At 70.2% G+C, this 24090-nt stretch carries 20 protein-coding genes and 1 pseudogene; 12 read left to right on the top strand and 9 right to left on the bottom strand.

Going from position 1 to position 24090, the window contains the following annotated elements:
• Positions 1 to 31: 31 nt before the first annotated feature.
• Both OO54_RS35945 and OO54_RS35950 read left to right on the top strand, forming a co-directional pair.
• Positions 32 to 790 (top strand): DeoR/GlpR family DNA-binding transcription regulator, encoded by a 759-nt coding sequence (locus OO54_RS35945; protein ID WP_200146795.1) that lies wholly within the window; start codon positions 32 to 34, stop codon positions 788 to 790.
• A gap of 256 nt (positions 791 to 1046) precedes the next feature.
• Positions 1047 to 1550 carry a GNAT family N-acetyltransferase gene (locus OO54_RS35950; protein WP_033211124.1) on the top strand — a complete coding sequence of 168 codons (504 nt, stop codon included), beginning with the start codon at positions 1047 to 1049 and terminating at the stop codon, positions 1548 to 1550.
• A 141-nt stretch (positions 1551 to 1691) separates the two neighbouring features.
• Here OO54_RS35950 and OO54_RS35955 read toward each other — a convergent pair whose 3' ends face one another.
• The 3 genes and pseudogenes from OO54_RS35955 to OO54_RS47875 form a co-directional block, all read right to left on the bottom strand.
• The gene (locus OO54_RS35955) at positions 1692 to 2873 is read right to left on the bottom strand and encodes a PP2C family protein-serine/threonine phosphatase (RefSeq protein ID WP_033211126.1); all 1182 of its coding nucleotides are present in this window, start codon (positions 2871 to 2873) and stop codon (positions 1692 to 1694) included.
• 211 nt (positions 2874 to 3084) lie between these two features.
• Positions 3085 to 3507: a zinc-binding dehydrogenase gene (locus tag OO54_RS49065; RefSeq protein WP_324611708.1), complete on the bottom strand. Its 423-nt coding sequence runs from the start codon at positions 3505 to 3507 to the stop codon at positions 3085 to 3087.
• A pseudogene (locus OO54_RS47875) lies at positions 3419 to 3601 on the bottom strand (NADP-dependent oxidoreductase); the annotation flags it as partial. The gene OO54_RS49065 and the pseudogene OO54_RS47875, both read right to left, overlap by 89 nt.
• 22 nt (positions 3602 to 3623) lie before the next feature.
• Here OO54_RS47875 and OO54_RS44385 point away from each other — a divergent pair.
• From OO54_RS44385 to OO54_RS46130, 4 genes are read left to right on the top strand one after another with little or no spacing between them, the layout of a single operon-like run.
• The gene (locus tag OO54_RS44385) at positions 3624 to 4319 is read left to right on the top strand and encodes a cupin domain-containing protein (protein WP_234439647.1); all 696 of its coding nucleotides are present in this window, start codon (positions 3624 to 3626) and stop codon (positions 4317 to 4319) included.
• On the top strand, positions 4252 to 4929 hold the full coding sequence (locus tag OO54_RS35965; RefSeq protein WP_234439642.1) for a TetR/AcrR family transcriptional regulator: 678 nt from the start codon (positions 4252 to 4254) through the stop codon (positions 4927 to 4929). The genes OO54_RS44385 and OO54_RS35965 overlap by 68 nt, the downstream gene beginning before the upstream one ends.
• Positions 4913 to 5530, top strand: coding sequence for a hypothetical protein (locus OO54_RS35970; protein ID WP_033211131.1), 618 nt, complete (start codon positions 4913 to 4915; stop codon positions 5528 to 5530). Before OO54_RS35965 ends, OO54_RS35970 begins: the two co-directional genes overlap by 17 nt.
• Complete coding sequence (locus OO54_RS46130) at positions 5523 to 6182, top strand: GNAT family N-acetyltransferase (protein WP_157856576.1); 660 nt, start codon at positions 5523 to 5525, stop codon at positions 6180 to 6182. The genes OO54_RS35970 and OO54_RS46130 overlap by 8 nt, the downstream gene beginning before the upstream one ends.
• On the opposite strand, the gene OO54_RS35980 is transcribed toward OO54_RS46130, so the two are convergent.
• Both OO54_RS35980 and OO54_RS35985 read right to left on the bottom strand, forming a co-directional pair.
• Positions 6169 to 7836, bottom strand: coding sequence for a glycoside hydrolase family 64 protein (locus OO54_RS35980; RefSeq protein WP_033211132.1), 1668 nt, complete (start codon positions 7834 to 7836; stop codon positions 6169 to 6171). The two genes, OO54_RS46130 and OO54_RS35980, sit on opposite strands and share 14 nt — an antisense overlap.
• Before the next feature lie 137 nt (positions 7837 to 7973).
• Positions 7974 to 9233 (bottom strand): glycoside hydrolase family 16 protein, encoded by a 1260-nt coding sequence (locus tag OO54_RS35985; RefSeq protein WP_033211134.1) that lies wholly within the window; start codon positions 9231 to 9233, stop codon positions 7974 to 7976.
• A gap of 757 nt (positions 9234 to 9990) precedes the next feature.
• On the opposite strand from OO54_RS35985, the gene OO54_RS35990 reads away from it, so the two are divergent.
• Positions 9991 to 12294: an AbfB domain-containing protein gene (locus OO54_RS35990; RefSeq protein ID WP_106970171.1), complete on the top strand. Its 2304-nt coding sequence runs from the start codon at positions 9991 to 9993 to the stop codon at positions 12292 to 12294.
• A gap of 97 nt (positions 12295 to 12391) precedes the next feature.
• Here OO54_RS35990 and OO54_RS35995 read toward each other — a convergent pair whose 3' ends face one another.
• Positions 12392 to 13543 carry a S1 family peptidase gene (locus OO54_RS35995; protein WP_033211135.1) on the bottom strand — a complete coding sequence of 384 codons (1152 nt, stop codon included), beginning with the start codon at positions 13541 to 13543 and terminating at the stop codon, positions 12392 to 12394.
• A 192-nt stretch (positions 13544 to 13735) separates the two neighbouring features.
• On the opposite strand from OO54_RS35995, the gene OO54_RS36000 reads away from it, so the two are divergent.
• From OO54_RS36000 to OO54_RS36010, 3 genes are all read left to right on the top strand, one after another.
• Complete coding sequence (locus OO54_RS36000) at positions 13736 to 14602, top strand: GNAT family N-acetyltransferase (protein ID WP_033211162.1); 867 nt, start codon at positions 13736 to 13738, stop codon at positions 14600 to 14602.
• 809 nt (positions 14603 to 15411) lie between these two features.
• Positions 15412 to 15867, top strand: a complete 456-nt coding sequence (locus OO54_RS45420; RefSeq protein WP_033211137.1) for a PKD domain-containing protein — start codon at positions 15412 to 15414, stop codon at positions 15865 to 15867.
• 506 nt (positions 15868 to 16373) lie between these two features.
• Positions 16374 to 19094, top strand: a complete 2721-nt coding sequence (locus OO54_RS36010) for a Tn3 family transposase (protein WP_234439643.1) — start codon at positions 16374 to 16376, stop codon at positions 19092 to 19094.
• A 5-nt stretch (positions 19095 to 19099) separates the two neighbouring features.
• Here OO54_RS36010 and OO54_RS36015 read toward each other — a convergent pair whose 3' ends face one another.
• Positions 19100 to 19891, bottom strand: coding sequence for an ABC transporter permease (locus tag OO54_RS36015; protein WP_033211139.1), 792 nt, complete (start codon positions 19889 to 19891; stop codon positions 19100 to 19102).
• The gene (locus OO54_RS36020; RefSeq protein WP_033211140.1) at positions 19888 to 20850 is read right to left on the bottom strand and encodes a daunorubicin resistance protein DrrA family ABC transporter ATP-binding protein; all 963 of its coding nucleotides are present in this window, start codon (positions 20848 to 20850) and stop codon (positions 19888 to 19890) included. The genes OO54_RS36015 and OO54_RS36020 overlap by 4 nt, the downstream gene beginning before the upstream one ends.
• A 211-nt stretch (positions 20851 to 21061) precedes the next feature.
• On the opposite strand from OO54_RS36020, the gene OO54_RS36025 reads away from it, so the two are divergent.
• Together OO54_RS36025 and OO54_RS36030 are read left to right on the top strand one after the other, a co-directional pair.
• On the top strand, positions 21062 to 21799 hold the full coding sequence (locus OO54_RS36025; RefSeq protein ID WP_033211166.1) for a helix-turn-helix domain-containing protein: 738 nt from the start codon (positions 21062 to 21064) through the stop codon (positions 21797 to 21799).
• 274 nt (positions 21800 to 22073) lie between these two features.
• Positions 22074 to 22943, top strand: a complete 870-nt coding sequence (locus OO54_RS36030; RefSeq protein WP_033211167.1) for a recombinase family protein — start codon at positions 22074 to 22076, stop codon at positions 22941 to 22943.
• A 294-nt stretch (positions 22944 to 23237) separates the two neighbouring features.
• Here OO54_RS36030 and OO54_RS36035 read toward each other — a convergent pair whose 3' ends face one another.
• On the bottom strand, positions 23238 to 23795 hold the full coding sequence (locus OO54_RS36035) for a hypothetical protein (protein ID WP_234439644.1): 558 nt from the start codon (positions 23793 to 23795) through the stop codon (positions 23238 to 23240).
• Between the last annotated feature and the right edge of the window lie 295 nt (positions 23796 to 24090).

The following is a 24090-nucleotide window of genomic DNA, read 5'->3' on the forward strand; positions in this document are numbered from 1 at the left end:
CAGAAACGTGCAAGAACAGGAGAGAATGCGGATGCTGGCTGCTGAACGGCGTGACCACCTGCTCGGTCTGCTGGCCCGCGAGGGCAAGATCGTCGCCAAGGACGTCGCCGCCGACCTGGGAATCTCCGAGGACAGCGTGCGACGCGACCTGCGCGATCTTGCCGCCGAAGGACTCTGCCAGCGGGTCTACGGCGGCGCGTTGCCCGTCTCGCCGGCGGTGGTGGACTACGCCGCCCGGCAGAGCGTGGCCCCGGACGGCAAGCGGAAGGTCGCCTCTGTGGCCGCCGCACTGGTACGGCCGGGCGGCACGCTGATCCTCGACGGCGGCACCACCGCCCTCGCCGTCGCCCACGCACTCCCGCAGGACCTGGCCTGCACCGTGATCACTCACAGCCCGACGATCGCCGCGGCCCTGCTCGACCATCCGCACGCGGAGCTCTTCCTGCTCGGAGGCCGGATCTTCAAGCACTCGGCGGTCGCCTGCGGTGCCGCCGCGGTCGAGGCCGCGCAGAACATCTCCGCCGACCTCTGCCTGCTCGGCGTCACCGGCGTGCACCCCGAAGCGGGACTGACCACCGCAGACGCGGAGGAGGCCGCGATGAAGCGCGCCCTGGCCGCACGTGCCGCGGACACCTACATCCTCGCCTCCTCCGAGAAGATCGGCACCGCTTCACCGTTCCGCGTCCTGCCCTGGGAGAAAGTCAGCGGCCTGATCACCGACGCCGACCCTCACGACGCAGTCGTCGAGCAACTCAAGGCGCTCGGCCTGGAAGTCCTGCCGGCCGACTGACGGTTACGAGCCGACACGGGGTCGCGGACCGGCCGGTATCTGTCCGGAGCGCGATCCCGCCACCACCATGGCGCCGTCCGCTGCGTAACTGATGAAGAGGCATTGTTCCGACCGTGCGCAGCTCCGCAGGGCCTCTATCGGCGGCAGTTCACCAGCCATGCTGAACATGACCGTGTCGCAGGCGGCACAACTCTTTGCCGATCCGCGGATGGCGTCCTATCCTCGGCCCCCACTGCTCCCGCCCGGAAGGCCGTTGATGTCTGTCCGCCCCGCGGTCGCCCGCGACGCCGACTTCCTCTGGCGCGTCCTGCTTGAGGCGTACGACTGGAACGGCGAGCAGCGGTTCACCGCTGAGCAGCTCGCCGCTGACCCGTGCGCCGCGCGCTACCTCGTCGGCTGGCCTTGCAGGGGCGATTTCGGGGTCATCGCAGAGACTGACGCCGGTGAACCGGTCGGTGCGGTCTGGGCGCGGCGTTTCTCCGGAAGTGAGCCCGGATACGGCTTCGTCGCTCCGGACGTTCCCGAGCTGACCCTGGGCGTGTTGCCCGAACACCGCGGGCGGGGGCACGGCCGGGCCCTGATGGAGGCGCTGATCCAGGCCGCCGTGGAGGGACCGGCTTCGGTCGCTCGGCTCAGCCTGAGCGTCGAGGACGGCAACCGGGCTGTGCACCTCTACACCGCCCTCGGCTTCACTCGGGTCGGACGCAACGGCAACTCGGACACCATGGTTCTGGACGTCCAGCGCGCCCCGCACCACTGAACATTCCTCGCCTCGTGCGAGGACGTGGTGGGGTGGCTGTGTCGGGTGGTTTGCCGGATTCAGCGGAAGCGGTCCGGCCGGGCTGTGTCCGGACGATCGCTCGCGAGGCGTGGGGACCGGGAGAGGTCCTGGTCTCACACGTCACGGTCTGTCGGAGCCGGGGTGCCACTCGGCCAGCACGATGGTGGCGTCGTCCCGGAGGCGGTGGTCCTGATGGTTCAGGAGGTCCTGTAGCAGGCGGCGCAGGGCTTCCGGGGCGGGATGGCCCGCGGCCATGGCGCGGATCACGATGTCGGCGAGTCGTTCCTCGCCGAAGAGGTCCCCCTGCGTGGAGCGGGCCTCGGTGACGCCGTCGCTGTAGAGCAGGACCCGGTCGCCGGGCTGCAGACGTGTCCGGTGCACTGTCGGCGGGGAGGAGGTGTGGAAGGCCCACCCGAGGGGGAGGTCGGGCTCCCGTTCGAGCATGCGCGGCAGTACCTGGCCGTCGCGGATCAGCAGCGGCGGCGGGTGGGCGCAGTTGACCCAGGTGAACGTGCCGTCGAGGACGTTCAGGTTGGCGATGACCGCCGTCATGAGCCGGTCGGTGAACCACTCGTTGAGGACGGTGTCGATCGCCGGGATGATGTCGGCGAGGGTGCCGCCGGAGCGGCGTGTGGCTCGGCAGGCGGCGAGACCGGCGGCGCTCGCTCCACCGGATGCGAGGTCGTGCCCCATGGAGTCCAGCAGTGTCAGGTGCAGCGTGTCTTGGGTGAGGCTGTGGTCGAAGGCGTCGCCGCCGATGTCGTACGCGGGCTCGAGCACTGCGGACGACGTCACGCGCGCGGTTCCGATCGTGCGCGGGGGCAGGAACGCCCACACCAGCTCGCCCTGCACGGTCATCTTCCGGCGCCGCCCCGCTTCGATCAGCAGGTCGTTGTGCGACGACTTCGACACCAGCAGCAGAGCGGCCACACTTGCCAGTGCCTCGCACCACCTGATCAGGTCCTCGTCGAGATCCGGTGCGGTGGCCTTCAGTACGCCGAGGCGTTCGATTCCGTCGATCATCGGCACCCAGACGGTGCCGCCGTCCCGCGAACGCTGTGTGCGCTCCGTGCGGTACGCCAGGCCCGCCAGCGAGCTGTCGATGTCCAGCATCCGTGCCTCGGCCGCCACGGGCTGTGGCAACGCCACCAGGCAGCTCTGCTGCAGGTCGGTCACGTACATGCAGGTGCCGTCCAGGCCCATGCGCCGACCTGCCCGGAACACGAGCCCGGCGAGTTCCCGGCCCGCCACTGTGTGTGAATCGGCAACCAGGTTCGACAACGCCTTCTCGTGCGACTCCATGGCATAGCCCTTCCGCCGGCGCACGGGCACGGCCCCACTGGATACCGAGCCTAGCTGCCGAAGCGAGCGCCGACCGGGTGGCGTGCCCGGTCATGCCGTGGCCGGATGCTCTCACTCCCCGTGCGTCGGCGTACTCGTCCAAGTGCCCGGCCGGTGAGACGGAATGGTCCCGAGGGCTCGGATTCCGGTACCAAGGTCCGGCCGGCAGGGTTCAGGGAATGATGACGACCTTGCCGCGGATCCGGCCTGTTTCGCTGAGGTGGTGGACGTCGGCGAGGTCGGCCAGCGGCCGTGACGCGCTGACGTCGATGCCGAGCTTGGTCGCGTCGACGAGTTCCACCAGCGCCGCAAGGTGCCTGACATCGTTGCGGGCGACCATGTGCATCGCGCTCACCCCGGTGTCCGCAGACGTCTCGATGGGGGTGGCGATCGAGATGACCCTCCCGCCCGGACGTACTCGGCAGCCGCACCCCCTCCGTCGAGACGCCGATGACCCGGTCGCCGACGGCGAAGCCTCGCACTCCCTCGCCGATCGCGGCCACGGTGCCCGCGACGTCCCAGCCGAGCGCGTACGGCAGGTCCACGGGAAGGAACGCCTGCAGCATTCCGGCGCGGAGAACGGCCTCGGCGGGATGGAACGAGGTCGCGGCGAAACGGATGATCACTTCGGGAACCGGTCCGGTCGGGCCAGGGTGACGTGGTGTTCCTTGCTCACGGCAGCGGCACACCCTGGCCGACAGCCCTGAATCCCTGGCGGCTCCAGCTGCCTGCGACCCCGACGACCACGAGCTGTACGACGCCTGGATCTCGGCCGGCGTCGACCGGAGCGGAGACGGCGGTCCGGTGACCGTGGTGCTCTGCGGGGCCTACGAACTCGACCCGGCCCGTGCTCACCCGATCCTGCTGGGCCTCCCTGATCTGATCCACTTGCCGGCCGACCCGGACCGTCACCCGGAGTTGTGCCCGGCCATGACACTCCTGGCTGCCGAGTCGGAGACACCGCACCTGGACACGGACGCGGCCGTCCCGGCGCTCCTGGACACCCTGCTGCTCTACATCCTGCGCATCTGGTTCCGCCGACAGCGCGACCGGGAAGACACCACAGGACGTGCCGCCGCCCTGAACGACCCCCCGGTCACCGCAGCCCTCCACGCCGTCCATCAAGACCCGCCGGCACCTTGGACCGTGGCGAAACTCGCCGCAGAAGCCGGCCTCTCCCGGGCACCCTTCGCCAGGCGCTTCGCCGCGCTCGTCGGCCAGCCGCCCCTCGGCTGCCCCGCGAACCTCCGTCGGCTGATCGACGACCAGACCGCCACCCGCGTTCCCCGTGCCGCGCCGGTCGCCGCGGCAGAGCCCATGAAACCGATGGGGTGTACTGGTGGTGCACACCATCAGTGCGTACTATCGATTCATGCCTCTTCCGCGCTTCGACCGCCTTCCCGCTGAACGCCAGGAGTCGATCCTGACCGTGGCGCGCCGCCACTTCGCCGACCACGGCACCGAGGCCGCCTCCTACAACAAGATCATCGAGGCCGCAGGGTTCTCGAAGACCGCCGCCTACCACTACTTCGACGGTCGGGAGGACCTGCTCGCAGCCGTGCTCGACGGTGTGCTGGGGCGGCTGCTCGGGGCTCTCGGACCGTGGATCGCAGCACGCGACGAGCCGGAGTTCTGGGACCGGCTCGGCGCCGGCGCCGGCGCGCTCGCGGCGCACCTGCGGGACCACCCCGACGATCTGGCCCTCGCCGATCCGGCCATCGGACAGGTGCGTGAAGGGGACGGGCCGTGGCTGGCGTGGTTCGACGCACTGGTCTCGAACGGGCAGGCGCTGGGAGTGATCCGCACCGACGTGGACCACGGACTCCTGGTGACGGTGACCGCGGCGGTCGTCAGGGCCGCTGACGCCTGGGCTCTCGCCCGCATGAAGGCGTCGCCTGTGTCCGAGGGGAGGGTGGACGGCGATGAGAGCGCACAGCTGTGGGGTCTGCTGCGCGGTTTGTGGAGCGAGACCGGGTCGTTCTTCGACGAGGGGAAATCCGATGCGCACCGACCTTGAGACCGACTGGGAGATACCCGAGACTCCGCCTGGGCTCGCGGGCCGCGTGCAGCGGTTCATGGGCCCGGGGAAGTCGCGTTCCGAGTCGACGGTGGAGACGGCGGGCCTCGTCGTCTGCGGCGTGCTCCTGGCGGCAGGGGTGTGGGCCTCGGACGTCCGGCACGGGTGGGCGGCTGCCCAGTTCGTGCTGGTGACACTGGTGGGACTGGATCTCATCGGCGGAGTGCTCACCAACGCGACCAACTCGGCGAAACGCTGGTACCACCGTCCGGCCCCGGAAGCGAGGCGCGCACGGCTGCTGTTCGTCTCCGCGCACCTGCTCCACCTCGTGGCCATGGGGCTGGTCGTACTCTCGGGCGACTGGCGTTGGACACTGGGCAACGGCGCCCTCCTGCTCGCCGGGGCGGCCGCCGTGGAGTTCACGCCACTGCACCTCAAGCGCCCCGTCTCGATGTGCGTCCTGATGGTCGCCATCCTGATCAATCTGTTCTGGCTCGAAGTGCCCGCCGCCCTCGCGTGGTTCGCGCCGCTGTTCTTCCTGAAGCTGCTCGTCTGCCACCTCGTCCCCGAGGCGCCGCTGGAGCGGAGGCGCCGTGACTGAGTCCACGCCGCCCTGGAAGATCCTTGCGAATCCGGAGCCCGTCGCCTGCGCCCGCACGCTGGCGGCTGCCTTCTCCCGGGAGCCGGCCGTCTCATGGATCTGCCGGGACTCGCACCCCGTACGGACGGCCTGGTTCGAGGCGACTGTGCGGGCCCACGCCACCCTTCCCGGCTCTCTGCGTTACGGACTCGCGACCCCTGATGGGCAGCTGGTCGCCTCGGCGATTCTCACGCCGCCGGGCGCGGCACCCAGGGCAGTGGAGCGTGCCGCCTGGGCGGCACGGACCGCGATCCGGTGCGGGCCCCGTGCCCTGGTCAGGACGTTGCGCTACATGCGCCACGTCGAAACCGCCGCCCCGGTCGGCGCGTGGACTCTGGAATTCATCGGTGTACGGCCCGACACCGCGGGCCGCGGCGCCGGACGGTACCTCCTGGACCACGTGCTGGCGGCCACCCCCGCCCAAGCGGGCTTCTTCCTGACGACGGCCGACCCCGCGAACGTACCTCTCTATCGCCGCTTCGGCTTCGCCGACCTGCGGCGGACGACGCTGGGACCGCTCGACGTCAGAGCGATGGTGAAACCAGGTACTGGCACGCGGCCGGGACCCGCGCGTCCGCAGGCCCCGGCCCGGACACCCCTCAGGCGAAGGTGAACCAGTTGACGTTGACGAAGTCGGCGGGCTGGCCGCTGTCGAAGGTCAGGTAGACGTCGTGGGTGCCGGTGGTGCGGCCGATGTCGGCGGGTACGGTGCGCCAGGCCTGCCAGCCGCCGGTGTTGGCGACGGCGAAGCTGCCGACCGGGGTTGCCGTGGGACTGCCGAGGCGGACCTGGACCAGACCGCTGACGCCGGCGGCGGCCCCGGACGCGACGCGGGCGTTGAAGCGGGTGGCGCCGGTGGCGCCGAAGGCGACGGACGAGAACTTGAGCCAGTCGCCGTTGGACAGGTGGCCGACGTCGGAGCCGCCGCCGCTGTCGGAGCACGCTTCGACCTGGGCTCCCGACTGGGCGTTGAACGCTTCGGCCTGGATGGTGGCGAAGGCGCTGACCCCGCCGCCCGTGGCGGTGGCGGTCGGCGTCGGGCTCGGCGTACCGCCTCCGCCGGCCGTTCCGCCGACGGTGATGGTCCAGAGGCCGGGGCTGCCGGACTGCACCTTGCCCTCGAAGTCGACGCCGGCCGGGTGCACGTCGTCGTACGGGAAGGCGTACCCGAGGTGGTCGGGGGTCGTGGCGTGCAGGATGCGGGCGTAGTGGTTGGTGCGCGGCCGGGTGTAGAAGGCGGCCGGGTTCTCGGCGGTCGGCTGGTGGGGGTTGTCCAGCAGGGTGGTGCGGTTGAACGCGGCGGCGAGCCGTGCGCTGAGGTTGCCCATCAGGTCGTTGCCCGTGGTGAAGGGCGCGTCGCTGCAGGAGAAGATCGACAGGGTCGACGGCTTGGCGAAGCTGCCGGCCCCGGGGAACGCGAGGGTGTCGCCGTTGACCCGGCCGGTGAGGGTTCCCCAGGTGAACTGGGTGTCGATGCGCAGGTCGGTGGAGCGGTACTTGTTCCACACCTCGTCGACGTAGCTGTCGAAGTAGCCGCTGAACAGGGCGTTGTTGCCGCGGATCGCCAGGTTGGGGCTGAGTACGCGCAGGTCGCCCCCGCCCTTGGTGACGATGAGCCTGCTCCAGTCGCTGCCGTCGGCGGCGGACTGGGCGCGCAGGGCCGCGGCGACCCGGGACAGCCCGTCGGAGGGCAGCCCGCGCACCGTCTGGGTGCCCTGGCCGGTCTCCAGCTGGAAGGCGATCGGCAGCGAGACCATGTCGACGAACGTGATGTTCGCGTACAACTGATCGGCGTTGAAGGTGAATTCGCAGAAGTCGTGGTGGACGTTCGCGTTGGGGTCGGTGGGGTTGCTCACCGACGGCAGGGCCAGCCCGCCGCCGCGGTTCATCAGGAAGGTGAGCTTCGCGCCGACGGAGAAGTAGATGCGGCCGCTGTACAGCCGCGGGAGCGTCACCCTGCGTGCCCCGGCGCCGGACGCGTTGAGCGCGATGGCGCAGTCGGCCCCGAGCGGGGTCTGGTCGTTGGCCGGGGCCGGAGGGTGGTACAGGGTGGAGCCGTTGGCCTGGATGAAGGCCCAGTTGCCGCCGGCTGCCGGGTCGCGGCCGAGCACGTAGGCGTACACCGTGTTGTTGCCGGTGGTGTTGACCAGGTCGAGGGGGAGTGTCGGCGTGGTGGCCGCGTTGGCGCCGGCCTCGAGCCAGGTGGCCACGGCGGGGACCGCCACGGCCAGGCCCGCGGTCGCGGCGAGGAGTTTTCTGCGGGACATCGTTCGCTGGTGGCGTGCCGTCACGGTGGGGGTCCGTTCTTCGTGAGGTCGGGTGGGGAGCGATCGGATGCGGGGATTCAGGAGGGGAGGGGACGGGGGAGGCCCGGAGGAGAGGCTCGTGCGGTGGTGTGGGGCGGTCAGCCGACCGTCCACTTCTGGTTGGGGGCGCCGGTGCAGGTCCAGGTCTGGAGCCGGGTTCCGTCTGCCGAGGAGTTGCCCTTGGCGTCCAGGCACTTGTTCGCGCCGATGTTGGTGAGGTCGTGGGCCGCGGTGTACGTCCACTTCTGGGCGTTGGTGCCGTTGCAGGTGTAGAGCTGGACGACCGCGCCGTCCGCGGTGGAGCCGCCGGCCACGTCCAGGCACTTGCCGAGGGCGCGGACGGTGCCGTCGCCGCCGATGGTCCACTGCTGGGCCGCGTTGCCCGTGCAGTTGTGCAGCTGGATGGGGGTGCCGTCGGCACTGGAGGCGCCGGCGACGTCGACGCACATGCCGCCGATGCCGCGGATCGGGCGTGCGGCGGGGGCGCTCCCGGAGGAGGAGGCGCGGACGTAGTCGACGGTCATCGTCTGCGGGAAGGCCGTGGAGCCGTCCGGGCTGCCGGGCCAGTCGCCGCCGACCGCGAGGTTGAGGATGATGAAGAACGGGTGGTCGAAGACCCACTTGTTGCCGCCGGTGTCGGCCGGGGTGAGGGTCTTGTACGCGGTGCCGTCCACCGACCAGACGATGGAGTCGGGGCTCCAGTCGACGGCGAACACGTGGAAGTCGTCGGCGAAGGCGCGGCCGCCGGGCAGGCTGTACGCGGAGCCGAGGCCGCCCGCTCCCGAGTAGCCGGGGCCGTGCACCGTGCCGTGCACGGTGTTGGGCTCGCGGCCGATGTTCTCCATGATGTCGATCTCGCCGCTGTTGGGCCAGCCCACGGTGCCGAGGTCGTTGCCGAGCATCCAGAACGCCGGCCAGATGCCCTGGCCGCGCGGGATCTTGATACGGGCCTCGAAGCGGCCGTACGCCTGGGTGAAGGTCCGGGCGGTGTTCAGCCGGGCCGAGGTGTACTGACACTGCCCGTACCAGCAGCCGAGGCCGGCGTCGGTGTTCTTCCTCGCCGTGATGACCAGGTGGCCCTGGCCGTCGAGCGCGGCGTTCGAGGTGCTGTTGGTGTAGTACTGCAGTTCGTGGTTGCCGAAGCCCGAACCGCCGGTCTCCAGTGTCCACTTGGCGGCGTCGGGCGCGCGGCCCGCCGCGCCGTCGAACTCGTCGGACCAGGTCTGCGCGGCGACCGCGGCACCGGCCCGTGGGGCGACCGAGCCGCTGAAGGACATGAGGACCGCCGCGACGAGGGCGGCGGTGACGACGAGTACCGCTCCGCCGAAGGACCGGCGTCGTGCGCGATGAGCAGCCATGGGCGTGCTCCCTTGTCTGGGGGATGGGGAACGAGGGTGACAGGGCAGGGCGAACCGTGCGGGCGTCACCTGAGAGCGCTCTCAATCGTGACGAGATGTCACCCGTGGGCAGTGAGTATTACGGAGGGGTAACTGTCATGGCAACGTCAGGGTTCACTCCTTACGCGCCTCTGAACTGCGGTTTTCTCCGGAGACCTGCAACTTAACGCTCCCTTAAGGCTGGCTTGAGGGAGCGCGGGAGATGGGATTGGGGCCTCTTGGGCGGTCGGTCGTACGGTCCGACCCGAGGTGTCCGCCCCGCGGAGTGGGCTGTGGACGTGTTGAGTGAAGGGCGGTCGTTCCTGTCGAGCCGGGTGGATCCCTGAGTCCCTCGAGCGGGGTGCGTGCTGCACGGGTACTCCCTGAGCGGCTCGGCGCGGTGTACAGCGATGTAAGCCCGTGCCGCGGCATCGCGTGACGATATGTGCGTGCCAATGTATCGGTGCGGGACCAGGTGCTTCGCGCGGCGGTAGTTGTTTGATTTCATGGTTTTCTGCGGGTGATTCCGTTGAGAACTGTTCCGTGTTGGGTTCCCTGGCGCCTCGGCCCATCCGAGGAGCGGGGCGCCTGCCCGCTGCACGAGCCGATCGCCAACTCCGCATGGAATCAACGGACTTCGACCGGCCCCACGGCCGGCGTGCCGGCGAGTCCGGGCGCCGTCCTGCCCAGGAGGAGTTCGTTGCGACGCATCGTCGCCTGCCTGGCGGCCCTGTTGGCGATGGCCGGAGGACTTGTCTTCACCGGCTCCACCGCCGCCTCCGCCGTCGTCCCGAAGACGCCGCCCCTGACCACCCCGTGGACCTCCCAGGTGTCCACCACGAACCCGCCGCCCGACTACCCGCGTCCCCAGATGACGCGGCCCGACTGGCTGTCCCTGAACGGGGAGTGGGAGTTCCTCAACCCGCCCGTCGACGGCGCCGGCAACGTCGACCGCAACGCCGCGCCCCCGCTCGGCCAGACCCTGCCCGAGCGCATCCTCGTCCCGTACCCGGTGGAGTCCGCGCTCTCCGGGATGATGCGCAACGACAACCGGGACCTCATGTTCTACCGCCGCACCTTCACCGTGCCGCAGAACTGGTCCGGCCGCCGGGTCCAACTGCACTTCGGCGCCGTCGACTACGAGGCCATCGTCTGGGTCAACGGCACCCGCGTCACCGGCCACCGCGGCGGCTACGACCGCTTCGAGGCCGACATCACCCCACAGCTGCGCGCCGGAGCCAACGAACTGGTCGTGCGCGTCTACGACCCCACCGACGGGCGCGGCGAGAAGCAGCCCGTCGGCAAGCAGACGAACAACCCCAGCGGCATCTTCTACACGCCCACCTCGGGCATCTGGCAGACCGTCTGGCTGGAACCCACCCCCGTGTCGTCGATCTACTCGGTCGACATCCGGGCCGACCTCGCGACGAACACCGCACGCGTCAAGGTCTTCACACGGGGCGACGTCACCGGCCACAGCGTCCAGACCGAGGCGCTCGACGGCGCCCGGGCCGTCGGCACCGCCACCGGAGGCTTCACCGAGTTCTCCGTACCCGTGCCGAACGCCCGGCGCTGGTACCCCGACGACCCCTTCCTCTACGACCTGAGGGTCACCCCGCGCAACGCCTCGGGCGCCGCCGTCGACACCGTCACCAGCTACTTCGGCATGCGCGAGATCGGCAAGAAGCTCGTCAACGGCGTCATGCGCCCCACCCTGAACGGCGAGTTCGTCTTCCAGATCGGCACCCTCGACCAGGGCTTCTGGCCCGACGGCCTCTACACCGCGCCCACCGACGCGGCCCTCGCCTCCGACCTACAGAAGCACAAGGACCTCGGCTTCAACATGGTGCGCAAGCACATCAAGGTCGAGCCCGCGCGCTGGTACTACCACGCCGACCGGCTCGGACTGCTGGTGTGGCAGGACATCCCGTCCACCCTCGCCTTCGACGCCGACCGCACCCCGGCGCAGATCGCCGAGTTCGAGACCGAGGCCCGCGAGATCATCGACGAACACCGCTTCTCGCCGGCCGTCGTCACCTATGTGCCCTTCAACGAGGGCTGGGGGGAGTGGAACCTCGACGACACCCGACGCATCACCACCGATCTGGAGAACTACGACCCCGGGCGGCTGATGAATCCGCACAGCGGCTACAACTGCTGCGCCTCCAAGGGGGATCAGGGCACCGGCGACATCATCGACTGGCACGTCCACACCGGTCCCGACGGGCCCAGGCCCTCCGCCACCCGCGTCTCCGTGCTCGGGGAGTTCGGCGGCATCGGACTGCGTACACCCGGCCACGAGTACAGCCCCGACGGGCGGTTCTTCGCCTACGACCAGGTGTCCAGCGCCGCGCAGCTCGACGACCGGTACACCGGCATGATCCGCGACACCCAGCAGCTCATGGTCACCAAGGGCCTGTCCGCGTACGTCTACACCGAGATCACCGACGTCGAGGGCGAGTGCAACGGCCTGTTCAGCTACGACCGCAGGGTCCAGAAGGTCGAGACCGGACGTCTCCGGGCCGCCCACGGCGCCCTCATCGCTGCCTCCCGCAACCTCGACGCCGCACCGGGCCTCAGCCTGGGCCACGTCCGCTCCTTCCGGGTCACCACCCCCGGCCACACCGACCGCTACCTCCGGCATGCCGACTCCCTGGCCAGGACCGACGTGCTGACCGCGGCCTCCACCGACGGGGCCCGCCAGGACGCCTCGTTCCGCACCGTCAGCGGGCTCGCCGACCCGCGCTGCCACTCCTTCGGGTCGCTGAACATTCCCGGCTCCTATCTGCGCCACTCCGGCGGCCGCGTACGCCTCGACGGCGACACCGGCGGGCCGTTCGCGGCCGACGCCACCTGGTGCGTCCGCACTGGACTCGCGGCCGGCGGCGCCTCGTTCGAGTCGCTGAACTTCCCCGGCTCCTATCTGCGCCACTTCGAGTCCGCGGTGCACATCGCCTCGGGCGCCGGAAGCGGGGGCTTCGACCGTCCCCAGACCCTCGGCGCCGACAGCAGCTGGTCGGTCGAGGCGCTCTGGGCGCCCTGACGGGAACCCCGTCCGGCCCGCGCGGGCCGGACGGGGAGCATCACCGCGGGTCCTTCCGAGCGCTTGCGCCCGGAAGGACCCCTTCGGTGTCGCGGGCTCAGGCGGTGTGCAGCCGCAGGCCGTACCGGCCGAGGATCTCGTTGATCGGCTGGAACCACGTCTCGCCGCCGGAGGAGCAGTTGCCCCAGCCACCGGAGGTGACGCCCTGGGCCTGGTCGCCGCTGAGGAACGAGCCGCCGGAGTCGCCGCCCTCGGCGCAGACGCTGGTCTTGGTCATCTGGTACACGGCACCCTGGCTGTAGTTGACCGTCTCGTTCTTGGCCAGGACCGTGCCGCAGCGCCAGTGCGTGGTCGAGCCGGAGCGGCAGATCGAGGAGCCCACCGGCGCCTCGGCCGAACCGCGGACGAGCTGGTCGGGTATGGTGCCCCAGCCGAGCACCACGGGCACGGTCCACCAGCCGCTGTGGATCGAGACGTACGCGTAGTCGTCGCCGGGGAACGACGAGCCCTGGAAGGTGCCCATCGCGGAGCCGTCCCAGCCGCGCACCGCCGCGCCGGCCCGGCCGCAGTGCCCGGCCGTCACGAAGCCCCCGTACACGGAGAAGCCGATCGAGCAGCGGACGTTGCCCGTGTAGTACGGGTCGCCGCCGACCGTACCGGCCGCGTAGGTACGGGGGGCCTGCGCCGTCTCGGCGACGGTGACGGGGCCGCCGGCCCGGGCCCTGTCCACGAAGGACCGCACGGCGGGGGTCTGCCGCTCGGAGCGCACGACGTCGACCACGACGCTGTTGGTCCTCGGGTCGACGTGCCAGCCGGCCACGCCGGCGGGGGCGCGCAGCGTGTCCAGGCGGGCCTTGGCGCGGTCCAGCGCGGCCGCGCTGTGCCGGACGAGCCGCGTGTCGGCGCCCAGGGCCCGGACCTCCGCCTCCTCGGCACGGTCGGTGACGGCGACGACCAGCCGACCGTTCGCCGGGTCGAACCACGAACCGCCGTAGGCGGCGCCCGCGCTCCGACGGGCGGCCTTCTCCACCGCGACGGCGGCCTTCTCGGCGCTCAGCCGCTGCTCGGCCTCGGCGGCGGTGAGGCCGAGGTCCCGGCTCATGGCGTCGAGCAGTCCGGCCGAGGCGGACGGCGCCGCGGCGGGCTCCGGAAGCGGGGCCGCGCCCGCCGCGCCGGCCTGGGCGGCGCCCAGGCCGACCGTCAGAAGCAGGGCGGCGATGGCGGCGCGCAGGGGGGTGGTGCGTTTCACGGGACCTCCTGATGTGGGGGGTGAGCCTTCCTTGAGAGCGCTCTCAGCGAGCGTCGGCGCCACGTTAACCGGACATGCTTGTCAGGTCCATACCAGGTTTCGGCCGTCGTGACGGCGGGCGGCCTGGGGCGCCGCACCACTGGGTCGGTTAATCGGTTGCGGGCCTTCGGGACGGGGTGTCTGATCCCGGCTATGGCGATTGTGCTGGGAACACCGGCGGTGGACGGGGTACGCGAGGTCATCGCCGCACTGCGGGAATGGCAGTGCGACCAATCGCCGATGCAATTGCATTCGGGGGACATCGGCTGGAACTACCGGCTCGGGACGGCCGAGACGGCCGCGGCGGTCCGGACCTGGAGGCTGGACGGACGGATCCTCGCGGTCGGGATGCTGGACTCGCCGACGGTGGTGCGGATGACGGTCGCTCCCGACGCTTTCCGGGACGAGGGCTTGGCGCGGCGGCTCGTCGAGGACTTCTCGCTGCCTGAACGCGGCGTGCTGCCGGAAGGAGCGGTGTCGATCGAGGCGCCGCTGGGTCTGCTGCTTCACGACCTGTTGACCAAGGAGGGCTGGGGCGTCGACGCGCCATGGACGCCGCTCTTCCGCGGCCTGGCGGAGCCGGTGGAGGAACCCGGTGTGCGGATCAGGACGATCGGCCCGGAGCAGGCGGAGGACTTCGCAGGCGTCTTGCGGTCGGCGTTCAACACCTCAAGGCCCACGCGCGAGTACTGGCACGCGATGTCGGCGGGACCGTTCTACGGAGACGCCCGCTGCCTGGGCGCCTATGACGACCAGGGCAACGTGGCGGCGGCGGTGACGGTGTGGTCGGCCGGCCCGGGGAAGCCGGGGCTGGTCGAGCCGATGGGCGTACACCAACACCACCGTGGTCGCGGCTACGGCCGGGCCATCACTGTGGCCGGGGCAGCCGCGCTGCGAGAGATGGGCTCGTCGAGCGTGCGGGTTTGCACGCCGAGCTCCAACGTCGGTGCCATCGCAACGTACAAGGCGGCCGGGTTCGAGGCGCGGCCGGAGGTGCGGGACCGGATCCGGACGGCCTGACACCGTGGCTGCCCGGCAAAGCGGGCCCGGGTTCCCGGCGATCGCCGAAACGCGGGACCGGACTCGGGCCGCCTGACGTCGGGTCACGCGCGCGGGGCCATCGCGACGCGCAGGCTGATCCTGACGGTGCACGTGGGCACGACCGGCGACCCGGCCTCCGCCGCTCGTCGGCGATCCGTTCGCCCATCGGCTGCAATTACCGCTCTGCCAAGGCGAGTTCATCCTGCTGTATGCCGGCGTCGGTCACCGGCGCTGGCGCACGGACCTGTCTGCACTGGACGCCAGCTCATTTCCCCGCTCACCGACAGCGGCACGAAGTGCTGATCCTCGCCGACTCCACCCGACCATGGATCCACCGTGCCGGCCGTCGGTCAGCAGGCTCGCCCGCGTCGGTGAGGACAGCGGCGATACCCCCAGGTCTTCAGGGGTGACAGGTCCTCAAGGGGCGTGGCTCTCAAAGCTGTCGGAATGGCGACAGCGTCGGATTTCCGGTGTACCACCGGGCTTCTGCCGCCCCTACTGTCTGGGCCGACGTCCCCACCCCCACCAGGAGGAAGCATGAAGCGGCTCGCGATATCCGCGGGCCTCACGCTGGCAGTCTCCGCTGCGCTGGGCACGGTTCCGGCAGCGGCCCGAAGCAGCGCGGCCCGAAGCGGCGCGGCCCGGAGCGGCGCGGCCCGAAGCGGCGCGGCCCGGAGCGGCGCGGTGCAGGCCGGCGAAGGCGGCCGGTACGTCGTCGTTCTGAAGAGCGACGCCACCACGGACCCGGTCTCCGTCACCCGGTCCGCCGGGGCGTCGAGCTCGGGTCGGTGTACCGCTCGGCGCTCAGCGGCTTCTCCGCCGAGCTGACGCCGGCGGCTGTGGCCGCGCTTCGGGACAACCCGAACGCCGCCCCGCACGTGGCCGGCGCCGCCGCCTGGCTCACCCGCGGCACCAACAAGCCCAAGGACCGGGCCGAAGTCCTCGCCGTACGCGACAAGCTCGTCAACGCCGGCAACGCCAACTGGACCGACAACTCCGGCGACGGCGCCAAGGAGCCGCTCCTGGACCTCCACGACCCCACCCTCTTCCCCGCGGGCGGCACCGGCGGCCCCGACGCCACCTTCACCGGCGTCTGCGACAACACCGGCAAGACATGCACCCTCGACGCCGGCCTCTCCACCGGCAGCGGCCTCACCTACCGGTGGGACTTCGGTGACGGCACCACCGGCACCGGCGTCAAGCCCATCCACACCTACCCGCCCACCACCTGCACCGCCTCCTGACGCAGGCCCACCAACGGCGGGTCGACCCGAAACCCCTAGGGCCTGTCTGACAATTCGCGTCGGATCAGGCCGGCCCGCCCGGCACGCACGCTCGCCGCACGGCCGAAACGCCCCAGTAGCTCCGCTACGAGGGCGCCCCGGCCGCACGCCGATCGCACGCACCGAACGCACGCGAACCCGATACAGGTCGCCCGTCCCCTCACACCTGGCGCCCCGCCCTACCGCCCCTTGTGCGAGGCGCCAGTCAGCCGACGCGTCGCCGGATGGAGATCATCTCTGTGATCCCCGTCGGCGGACTTTCTCGATCTGGCCTGGGCGCCGTTCCTGCTCGAACGGGTCTGCACTGGAACTCGGCCCTGGAGTCCTAGCTCAGGCACCAGCCTCAAAGTAGGTCGCGGGTAGCCGAATGAGTTCTGCTTCCCGGTCCTGGGCGTCGCCGTTGGTCTGATCGAGTGATCGAGGCCAAAGGGGCGGGCATGCGGCAAGAGTGGTCGCCAGAGGAACTCTTGGCGAACTGGACGCTGGTGGACGGCGACTGGGACCTGGTGGCGAACAAGAGCGGGACGGCCCGGCTCGGCTTCAGCCTCTTGCTGAAGTTCTTCGAGCTGGAAGGCCGGTTCCCCGATGTGCTGGAAGAGGTCCCGCCGGCCGCGGTGGAGCACGTCGCCGATCTGGTGAAGGTCCCGGCCACCGACTTCGCGAAGTACGCGCTGGTCGGCCGGACTGCCGAGTACCACCGCAAGCAGATCCGCGAGGCCCTGGGGTTCCGGCCCTCGACGGTCGCGGACGAGAAGGCGCTTGCCGGGGGGCTGGCCGTGGAGGTCTGTCCGGTCGAGCTGGTGGCCGCCTGGCGGGCACGGGCTATCAAGATGTACCCCTCGGACTTCCGTGACACGTCGGAGGACGTACGGATCACCTTGCTCGCGGCGCTGTACTCGTCCCGGCAGGCGGAGATCGCTGACGCCCTGGTCGACCTGCTGGTCGCTCTGGTCCACAAGATCGACGCACGCGCCGAGCGGCGGGTGGAGAAGCAGCTCACCGCCGAGCTGAAGAAGGTCCGCGGCAAGGAGGGCATCCTCTTCAAGCTGGCGACGGCCGCCGTCGACAAACCCGACGAGGTCGTACGCCGGGCCCTGTTCCCGGTGGTCGGTGAGAAGACGCTGCGCGAGCTGGTGGCCGAGGCGAAGGCGAACGAGAAGGTCTTCAAGGCCAAGGTGCGCACCACGCTGCGGTCGTCGTACAGCTCGTACTACCGGCAGATGCCGCCGCCGCTGCTGAACACTCTGGGCTTCAAGTGCAACAACACCGCGTACCGGCCGGTGATGGATGCGATGCAGCTGCTGAGGAAGTACGCCGACGTCGACGGCAAGACCCGCTTCTACGAGGCCGGCGACGACGTGCCAATGGACGGCGTGGTGCGCAAGGACTGGCGCGAGGCGGTCGTCGACGACAAGGACAAGGTCGAGCGCATCCCCTACGAGCTGTGCGTCCTGGTCGCGCTGCGGGACGCCGTAGGGCGCCGGGAGATCTACGTCGAGGGCGCCGCCCGCTGGCGCAACCCGGAGGACGACCTGCCCGGCGACTTCGAGGCCACCCGCGCCGTGCACTACGCCGCGATCCGCCAGCCCTTGAACCCGCGGGCGTTCATCGCGGACCTGGAGAAGCGCATGACCGCGGGCCTGGACCATCTGTCCGGTGCGCTCGCGGACGGCAGCGCAGGCGGGGTGGAGGTCACCACCCGCAAGGGCGAGCCGTGGATCACCGTTCCGAAGCTGGATCCGCTGGCCGAGCCCACCGGCCTGGCGGCCCTCAAGGAGGAGGTCGCGCGCCGCTGGGGCGTCCTGGACCTCCTGGACGTGCTGAAGAACGCCGACTTCCTCACCGGCTTCACCGAGGAGTTCTCCTCCGTGGCCGCGTACGAGCGCATCGAGCGGGATGTCCTCCAGCGCCGCCTGCTGCTGGCCCTCTTCGCGCTGGGCACGAGCATGGGAATCCGGGCGATCGTGGCGACCGGCGAGCATGGCGAGAGCGAGGCAGCACTGCGGCACGTGCGTCGGCACTTCATCACTGTCGACAACCTGCGGGCCGCCGTCACCAGGCTGGTGAACGCCACCTTTGCCGCCCGCGACACCGCATGGTGGGGCCGCGGCACCGCGTGCGCGTCGGACTCGAAGAAGTTTGGTTCCTGGTCCTCGAACTTCATGACCGAGTACCACGCCCGTTACGGCGGCAACGGCGTGATGATCTACTGGCACGTCGAGCGGAAGAACGTCTGCATCTACTCCCAGCTCAAGAGCTGTTCGTCGTCCGAGGTCGCGGCGATGATCGAGGGCCTGCTGCGGCACTGCACGGACGCCGAGATCGAGTCGAACCACGTCGACACCCACGGCGCGAGCGTCGTCGGGTTCGCCTTCACCGAGCTGCTGAACTTCCGCCTGCTGCCGCGGCTGAAGAGCATCGGCAGCATCCGCCTGTACCGCCCGGACGACACCCCGCCCGGCTGGCCCGCGCTCGGGGCCTCACTGACGAGGCCGATCCGCTGGGAGCTGATCGAGCAGCAGTACGACCAGATGGTCAAGTACGCCACCGCGCTTCGGCTCGGCACCGCCGAGGCGGAGCAGGTACTGCGGCGCTTCACCCGCGGCGGCCCCAAACACCCCACCTACGCCGCGCTCGAAGAACTCGGCCGTGCCGTGCGCACGATCTTCGCCTGCGACTACCTGGCCAGCCCCGGCCTGCGCCGGGAGATCCACGGCGGGCTCCAGGTCGTGGAGAACTGGAACAGCGCGAACACCGTGGTCCACTACGGCAAGGACGGCGCCCTGACCGGGCCGGACAAGGAGCACGCCGAGACGACGATGCTCGCCTTGCACCTGCTCCAGTCCGCGCTCGTGCACGTCAACACCTTGCTGGTCCAGCAGGTGCTGGCCGAACCAGCGTGGGCATCGAGACTTTCGGACGAGGACCGGCGCGGCCTGACCGCGCTGTTCTGGTCGAACGTCAACCCGTACGGCACCTTCCGCCTGGATATGGACGCCCGGCTCGACCTGGGACCGGTTGCCGCCGTGCCCCGCCCCGCACATCTGCCGGCGCCGCCGACCGATCACGCACGCCGCCACGATGAGGGACTTCCGGGGGTCATCGACCGGGCCGCCCGACCCCCGAGCCGGCCTCGGATCCGAGCGGACTCATCTCGACCGGCTAGGTGGACGAAAGCCGGCCGCTGAGCAGCTCACTGCGTGGGCTCGCGGTTGTAGAGCTTCTTGGCCCACAGGTAGCCGCCCAGGGCGATCAGGGCGCACCAACCGAGGGCGAGATTCGCGTTGTTGCCGATCGGGGTGCCCATCAGCAGGCCGCGCAGGGTCTCGATGAACGGGGTGAACGGCTGGTAGTCGGCGAACCATTGGAGTCCGGCAGGCATTGAGTCGGTGGGGACGAATCCGCTGCCCATCATCGGCAGGACCATCAGCGGTGTCAGCATGTTGCTCGCGGCCGCGACGCTCCTGGCCTTGAGGGCCAGCGCGACGGCCAGCCAGGTGAGCGCGAAGATGATCAGAACGAGCAGGCCGATCACGCCGAGCCATTCCGCGAAGCCTGCGGTGGGCTCGAAGCCCACCAGCAGGGCGACGCCGGTGACGATGGTCATGCTCAGCAGGGTCTGGGTCAGGCTGCCGAGCACGTGGCCGGTGAGCACGGAGACCCGGGCGATGGCCATGGTGCGGAACCGGGCGACGATCCCTTCGGTCATGTCCATCGCCACCGAGATCGCGGTGCCCTGGGCCGCGGTGGCCGCGGTCATCAGGATGACTCCGGGGACGACGTAGTTCACGTAGGTGTCGCGCCCGCCCGACGGCCCGCCGAGGCCGCTGCCGAGAATGCCGCCGAGGACGTAGACGAACAGCAGCAGAAAGACCACCGGGACCCCGGCGGCGGTGAGGGTGAGCGTCGGGTAGCGCAACATGTGCCGCAGCTGGCGGCGCAGCATGGTCGCCGAGTCGGTGAAGGCGTGGGCGGCGGCGCTCATCGGGCGGGCTCCTGTTCGGCGACGGGGGTGCCCGTCAGGGCGAAGAAGACATCGTCGAGATCGGGGGTGTGGACCTGGAGTTCGTCCACGGCGAGTGAGGCGTGGTCGATCCGATCGAGGAGTGCGCGCAACGACCGGACGTCGCCCCGGCCGGCAATCTGCAGCGTGAGTGCCTCATCGTCGCGGGACAGCACGTCCAGGGCCCGGGCCGCGCTGTCGTGGCCGTGGGCGTCGGCGAACCGCAGGGTGATGTGGCCGCCGCCGACCTGCCGCTTGAGATCGTCCGGTGTGCCCTGGGCGACGAGCTTTCCCTGGTGCAACACCGCGATCCGGTCGGCGAGTCGGTCGGCCTCCTCGAGGTACTGGGTGGTGAGGAAGACCGTGACACCCTCGTCGGTCACGAGCGTGCGGATGATCTCCCACATGGTCCGCCTGCTGCGCGGGTCGAGCCCGGTGGTCGGCTCGTCCAGGAAGATCACCCGGGGCCGGCCGACCAGCGTCATCGCGAGATCCAGGCGGCGCCGCATCCCGCCGGAGTACGTCATCGCGGGCTTGCGGGCCGCGTCCACCAGGTTGAACCGCGCCAGGAGTTCGGTGGCGCACCGCCGCCGTTCCCGGCGGGGCAGGTGGTGCAGGTCGGCCATGAGAAGCAGGTTCTCCTCGCCGGTGAGGAGGCCGTCCACCGCGGAGAACTGGCCGGTGACGCCGATCGCCGCACGGACCCCGTCCGGATCACGGGCCACGTCGTGGCCGGCGACCCGCATCTCGCCGGCGTCGGCGCGGATCAGCGTCGACAGGATCTGCACCATCGTGGTCTTGCCCGCGCCGTTCGGGCCGAGCAGGGCGAAGACCGATCCTGCGGGGATGTCGAGGTCGATGCCGTTCAGCACCACGTGGTCGCCGTACGCCTTGCGTACAGCAGTCGCCGAGAGGGCGGGGGGACCGAGGTCGGTGTTCATGGGGGTTCGCTTCCGTCGATGAGCTGCCATCCATCCTTCACTGCTTAGTGATAGTTGCGTTGCATACAGCAATCCGTCAAACGCATTCAGGTGAAGCAGCGACATAATTGCAGGTAGACGAAGCCAATCGTTGCATGATGGGTGCTAGGTAATGCAACGGCGATGCGTTGCATTAAGCTGGTTCGGACGTCGAACAATGGAGGACGCCGCGATGCCTGGCGACCGACTCACGCTCCAGGACCGGCAGCAGATCGCCGCGGGGCTGCGCGCGGGACTGACCTACGCCGCCATCGGCCGCCGCATCGGTCGGCCGACCTCTACAGTCACCCGCGAGGTGATGCGCAATGGCGGGCCGCGCGGCTACCACGCCGAGGCGGCGCACCACGCGGGCGGCGCAGGGCACGCGCGTCAGCGCAGGGTCCCCTCGCCGGCGACCTCAGCGGGAAGCGCCGACTTCGGCGGGCGCGATCCGCGGCTCGTGGACGAGGTGGGCGCGCAGAGCGTGGAGCTGATGATTCAGGCCGGGCTTCCGCCGATGATGGCCAAGGTGCTCGCCGCGCTCTTCACCACCGACAGCGGCAGCCTCACCTCCGCAGAACTCGTGCGACGCCTGCAGGTCAGTCCGGCCTCCGTCTCCAAGGCCATCGGCTACCTGGAGAACCAGGCACTCATCAAGCGCGAGCGCGACCCCCGCAGCCGCGCCGAGCGCTACGTCATCGACGACGACGCGGTGTTCACATCCATCATGGCCGGCGCACGCAACCAGACCCGGATCGCCGAAGCCTGCGCGGCCGGAGCCCGGAAGCTCGGCGTCACCACCCCTGCCGGTACCCGACTGGAGAACACGAGCCAGTTCCTCCGCCACATCATCGAGGACCTGGTCCGCTCGGCCGAGCACTGGCACAAGGTCTACTCCACCAGCCCTCGACAGACACCCGAAACCGACTGAGCGGGCCACGCCGACTGCGGTCTCGCCGCATCGCTTCCGTCACGACATCCACCGTCACGCTTGACGGCCCCGGTCTCTTATAGCCCTGTCCAGGTGGCGCGTAGCGCTGCGCAATGCCCAGGGCCGAGACCCCCCGAGGGGTCGGGTCGGCGTTTCATAGGTGGTCGCTCGTGAAACACGCGGCCGCCCGACGGTTCACCTGCGGCGACCACGTTTCATGAGTTGTTGCAAACGCCTGGACGCTTGAAACACCCTCATGAAACGATCTTTGGTCGTGAGCGACGACTTCAAGCGCGTGGAATCGCACGACTGCCCGATGTCCACCTGCGCCGCCCCCGCGGGCTCCCCGTGCCGGACCGGCAAGGGCAAGGTGGCCGTCCAATACCACACCGCCCGCTTCCGCCTGGTACCCCAACTCGCCAAGGCGCTCAGCGTGCCGACCCCTGCCGTACGCAAGCCGGGCTCGGTATGGACCGAACTGCCCCGGCCCGTGCGCGCCGGCGCCGAACCGGTCGGCCACGTCCGCCTCGGCTACGCCCGCGCATCGACCGCCCGGGAGTCCCTCGACGCACAACTCGACTCGCTCGGCGAGGCCGGGGTCACCCGGGTCTTCTCGGAGAAGATCTCCACCCGCGCCACCAAGCGCCCCGAGCTGGAGGCTGCCGTGAAGCTCGCCAGGGAGATCCGCTCCTCCGGTGTCGCCGTCACCCTCGTCGTCCACGAGCACAAACGGCTCGGCCGCGGCATCGAACTCGCCATGCTCGCCGAGGAGCTGAAGGTGGGCGATGTCGGCCTGGAGTTCCTCACCGGAGAGCTGAAGGGCTCGCACGACCCGTCCGGCATCGTCTTCACCGTGCTCGTGGCCATGTCCGGCATGGAACGCGAGTACATCCGCGACCGGACCCTCGAAGGCCACGAGTCCGCGCGGAAGCGCGGCAAGACCATCGGCGGCGCCGGGGTAACCGACGACGACATGCTGTCCATGGCCCTCCACCTGCGCGACCAGGAGATGAGTCTGCGCGACATCGCCAAGCGCCTCGTCATCACCACCGGCGCGAAGAGGGGCCAGCATCCCTCACCCGCCACCGTCATGCGGATGCTGCGGGAGCACGACGAACAGGCCGCCACGGCGACGGGCGCGTGATCATCCGGCTAGTTTGCGGCTGGTGTCTGAGCTAGGACACCGGGGCCAACTCGGTGGGGTCCGTAGGGAGGCCGCGGCGGAGTTCGGTGACGGCCCGTTCGGAGCGGTGCCGGAAGTGTGCCTCGGGCAGTGCGGCGAAGACCGGCCGTATCCGGGTCGGTCTTCTGCCGGTCGGGACGCGCGGTGACCACCTGAAAGGACGTGGCGTCCTGCTCGTGAGGCGTACGCCTCACGACGAGCGGCCGTCCGTTCCGCCGCTTCGGAGTCCTGAGCCGGAGGAGTGGGAGCCCCGCGTCAGGGCCGGAGTCCGATGCGGTTGAGGGCGATCATGCTTAGGTCGGTGATGGCTTGCCGGTCCCCCTGACGCCAGGCGTCGGCCCATCCGCCTGGCGGGGCCGGGAGTTCGTCGAGTGCGCCCGGAGGACCGGTGAGGGCGCGCAGGGCGAGCAGGTCCGTGCCTCCGGGAGTTTCCGCGAGGCGACGCAAGGTGCTGCTGCGCCGGATCCAGAGCAGACGCGGCGGGAGCCACAGCAGCAGGACGAAGAGCACCGGGATGAGAATGAGGGCCGTCGTGATCACGTTGGCGACCTGGCCGACGGTCTCCTGGAGCGACACTCCCGCGTCGGCGAAGCCGGAGCTGGCGCTGGCCGCGGACTGGAGCGGCTTCTTCAGGATGTCGCCGATGAGCGGCACGTCCGATGCCGCGTCTCCCGCGTTGCCGAGTTCTTCGGCGAGGCTGTCGCCGGCACTCTCCACCTTGCGCCCTGGTTCGGCCAGCAGCAAGATCGCCTCGCGGACGGCAAAGGCCGCCCACACGGCGGCGCCGATCAGGGCCACAGCGATCAGGTCCACAAGCACCTGACGGTTTCGGCGTGCGGGTGTCTGGGCGTAGAAGCGCAAAAAGGAGCTCCTGTTCGAGTCCGGGCGTCGAGGAAGGTCAGGCCGCGACCCAGCCGACCAGCCATCGGATTCCACTGTCCCACCGCGCCTCATGGGTAAACCTGTAAGACACGAGGCACCTCGGGAGTCCTGTGCCAATGCCCCGCCTGCCGTCCGGCCGGGGCCTGCGGACGGAGGACCGTGTCGCTGCAGGGGAGGGTGCGTCCGTTCCGGTCGATGAGGACAGATTCGGTGCCACCGTGGACTA

Source organism: Streptomyces wedmorensis, assembly GCF_000716445.1.
GTDB classification, from domain to species: domain Bacteria; phylum Actinomycetota; class Actinomycetes; order Streptomycetales; family Streptomycetaceae; genus Streptomyces; species Streptomyces wedmorensis.

Coding starts and splice junctions, on each gene's coding strand:
- OO54_RS35945 (WP_200146795.1), top strand. CDS start 32: ATGCTGGCTGCTGAACGGCGTGACCACCTGCTCGGTCTGCTGGCCCGC.
- OO54_RS35950 (WP_033211124.1), top strand. CDS start 1,047: ATGTCTGTCCGCCCCGCGGTCGCCCGCGACGCCGACTTCCTCTGGCGC.
- OO54_RS35955 (WP_033211126.1), bottom strand. CDS start 2,873: ATGGAGTCGCACGAGAAGGCGTTGTCGAACCTGGTTGCCGATTCACAC.
- OO54_RS35970 (WP_033211131.1), top strand. CDS start 4,913: ATGCGCACCGACCTTGAGACCGACTGGGAGATACCCGAGACTCCGCCT.
- OO54_RS35980 (WP_033211132.1), bottom strand. CDS start 7,836: ATGTCCCGCAGAAAACTCCTCGCCGCGACCGCGGGCCTGGCCGTGGCG.
- OO54_RS35985 (WP_033211134.1), bottom strand. CDS start 9,233: ATGGCTGCTCATCGCGCACGACGCCGGTCCTTCGGCGGAGCGGTACTC.
- OO54_RS35990 (WP_106970171.1), top strand. CDS start 9,991: ATGGCCGGAGGACTTGTCTTCACCGGCTCCACCGCCGCCTCCGCCGTC.
- OO54_RS36000 (WP_033211162.1), top strand. CDS start 13,736: ATGGCGATTGTGCTGGGAACACCGGCGGTGGACGGGGTACGCGAGGTC.
- OO54_RS36015 (WP_033211139.1), bottom strand. CDS start 19,891: ATGAGCGCCGCCGCCCACGCCTTCACCGACTCGGCGACCATGCTGCGC.
- OO54_RS36020 (WP_033211140.1), bottom strand. CDS start 20,850: ATGAACACCGACCTCGGTCCCCCCGCCCTCTCGGCGACTGCTGTACGC.
- OO54_RS36025 (WP_033211166.1), top strand. CDS start 21,062: ATGCCTGGCGACCGACTCACGCTCCAGGACCGGCAGCAGATCGCCGCG.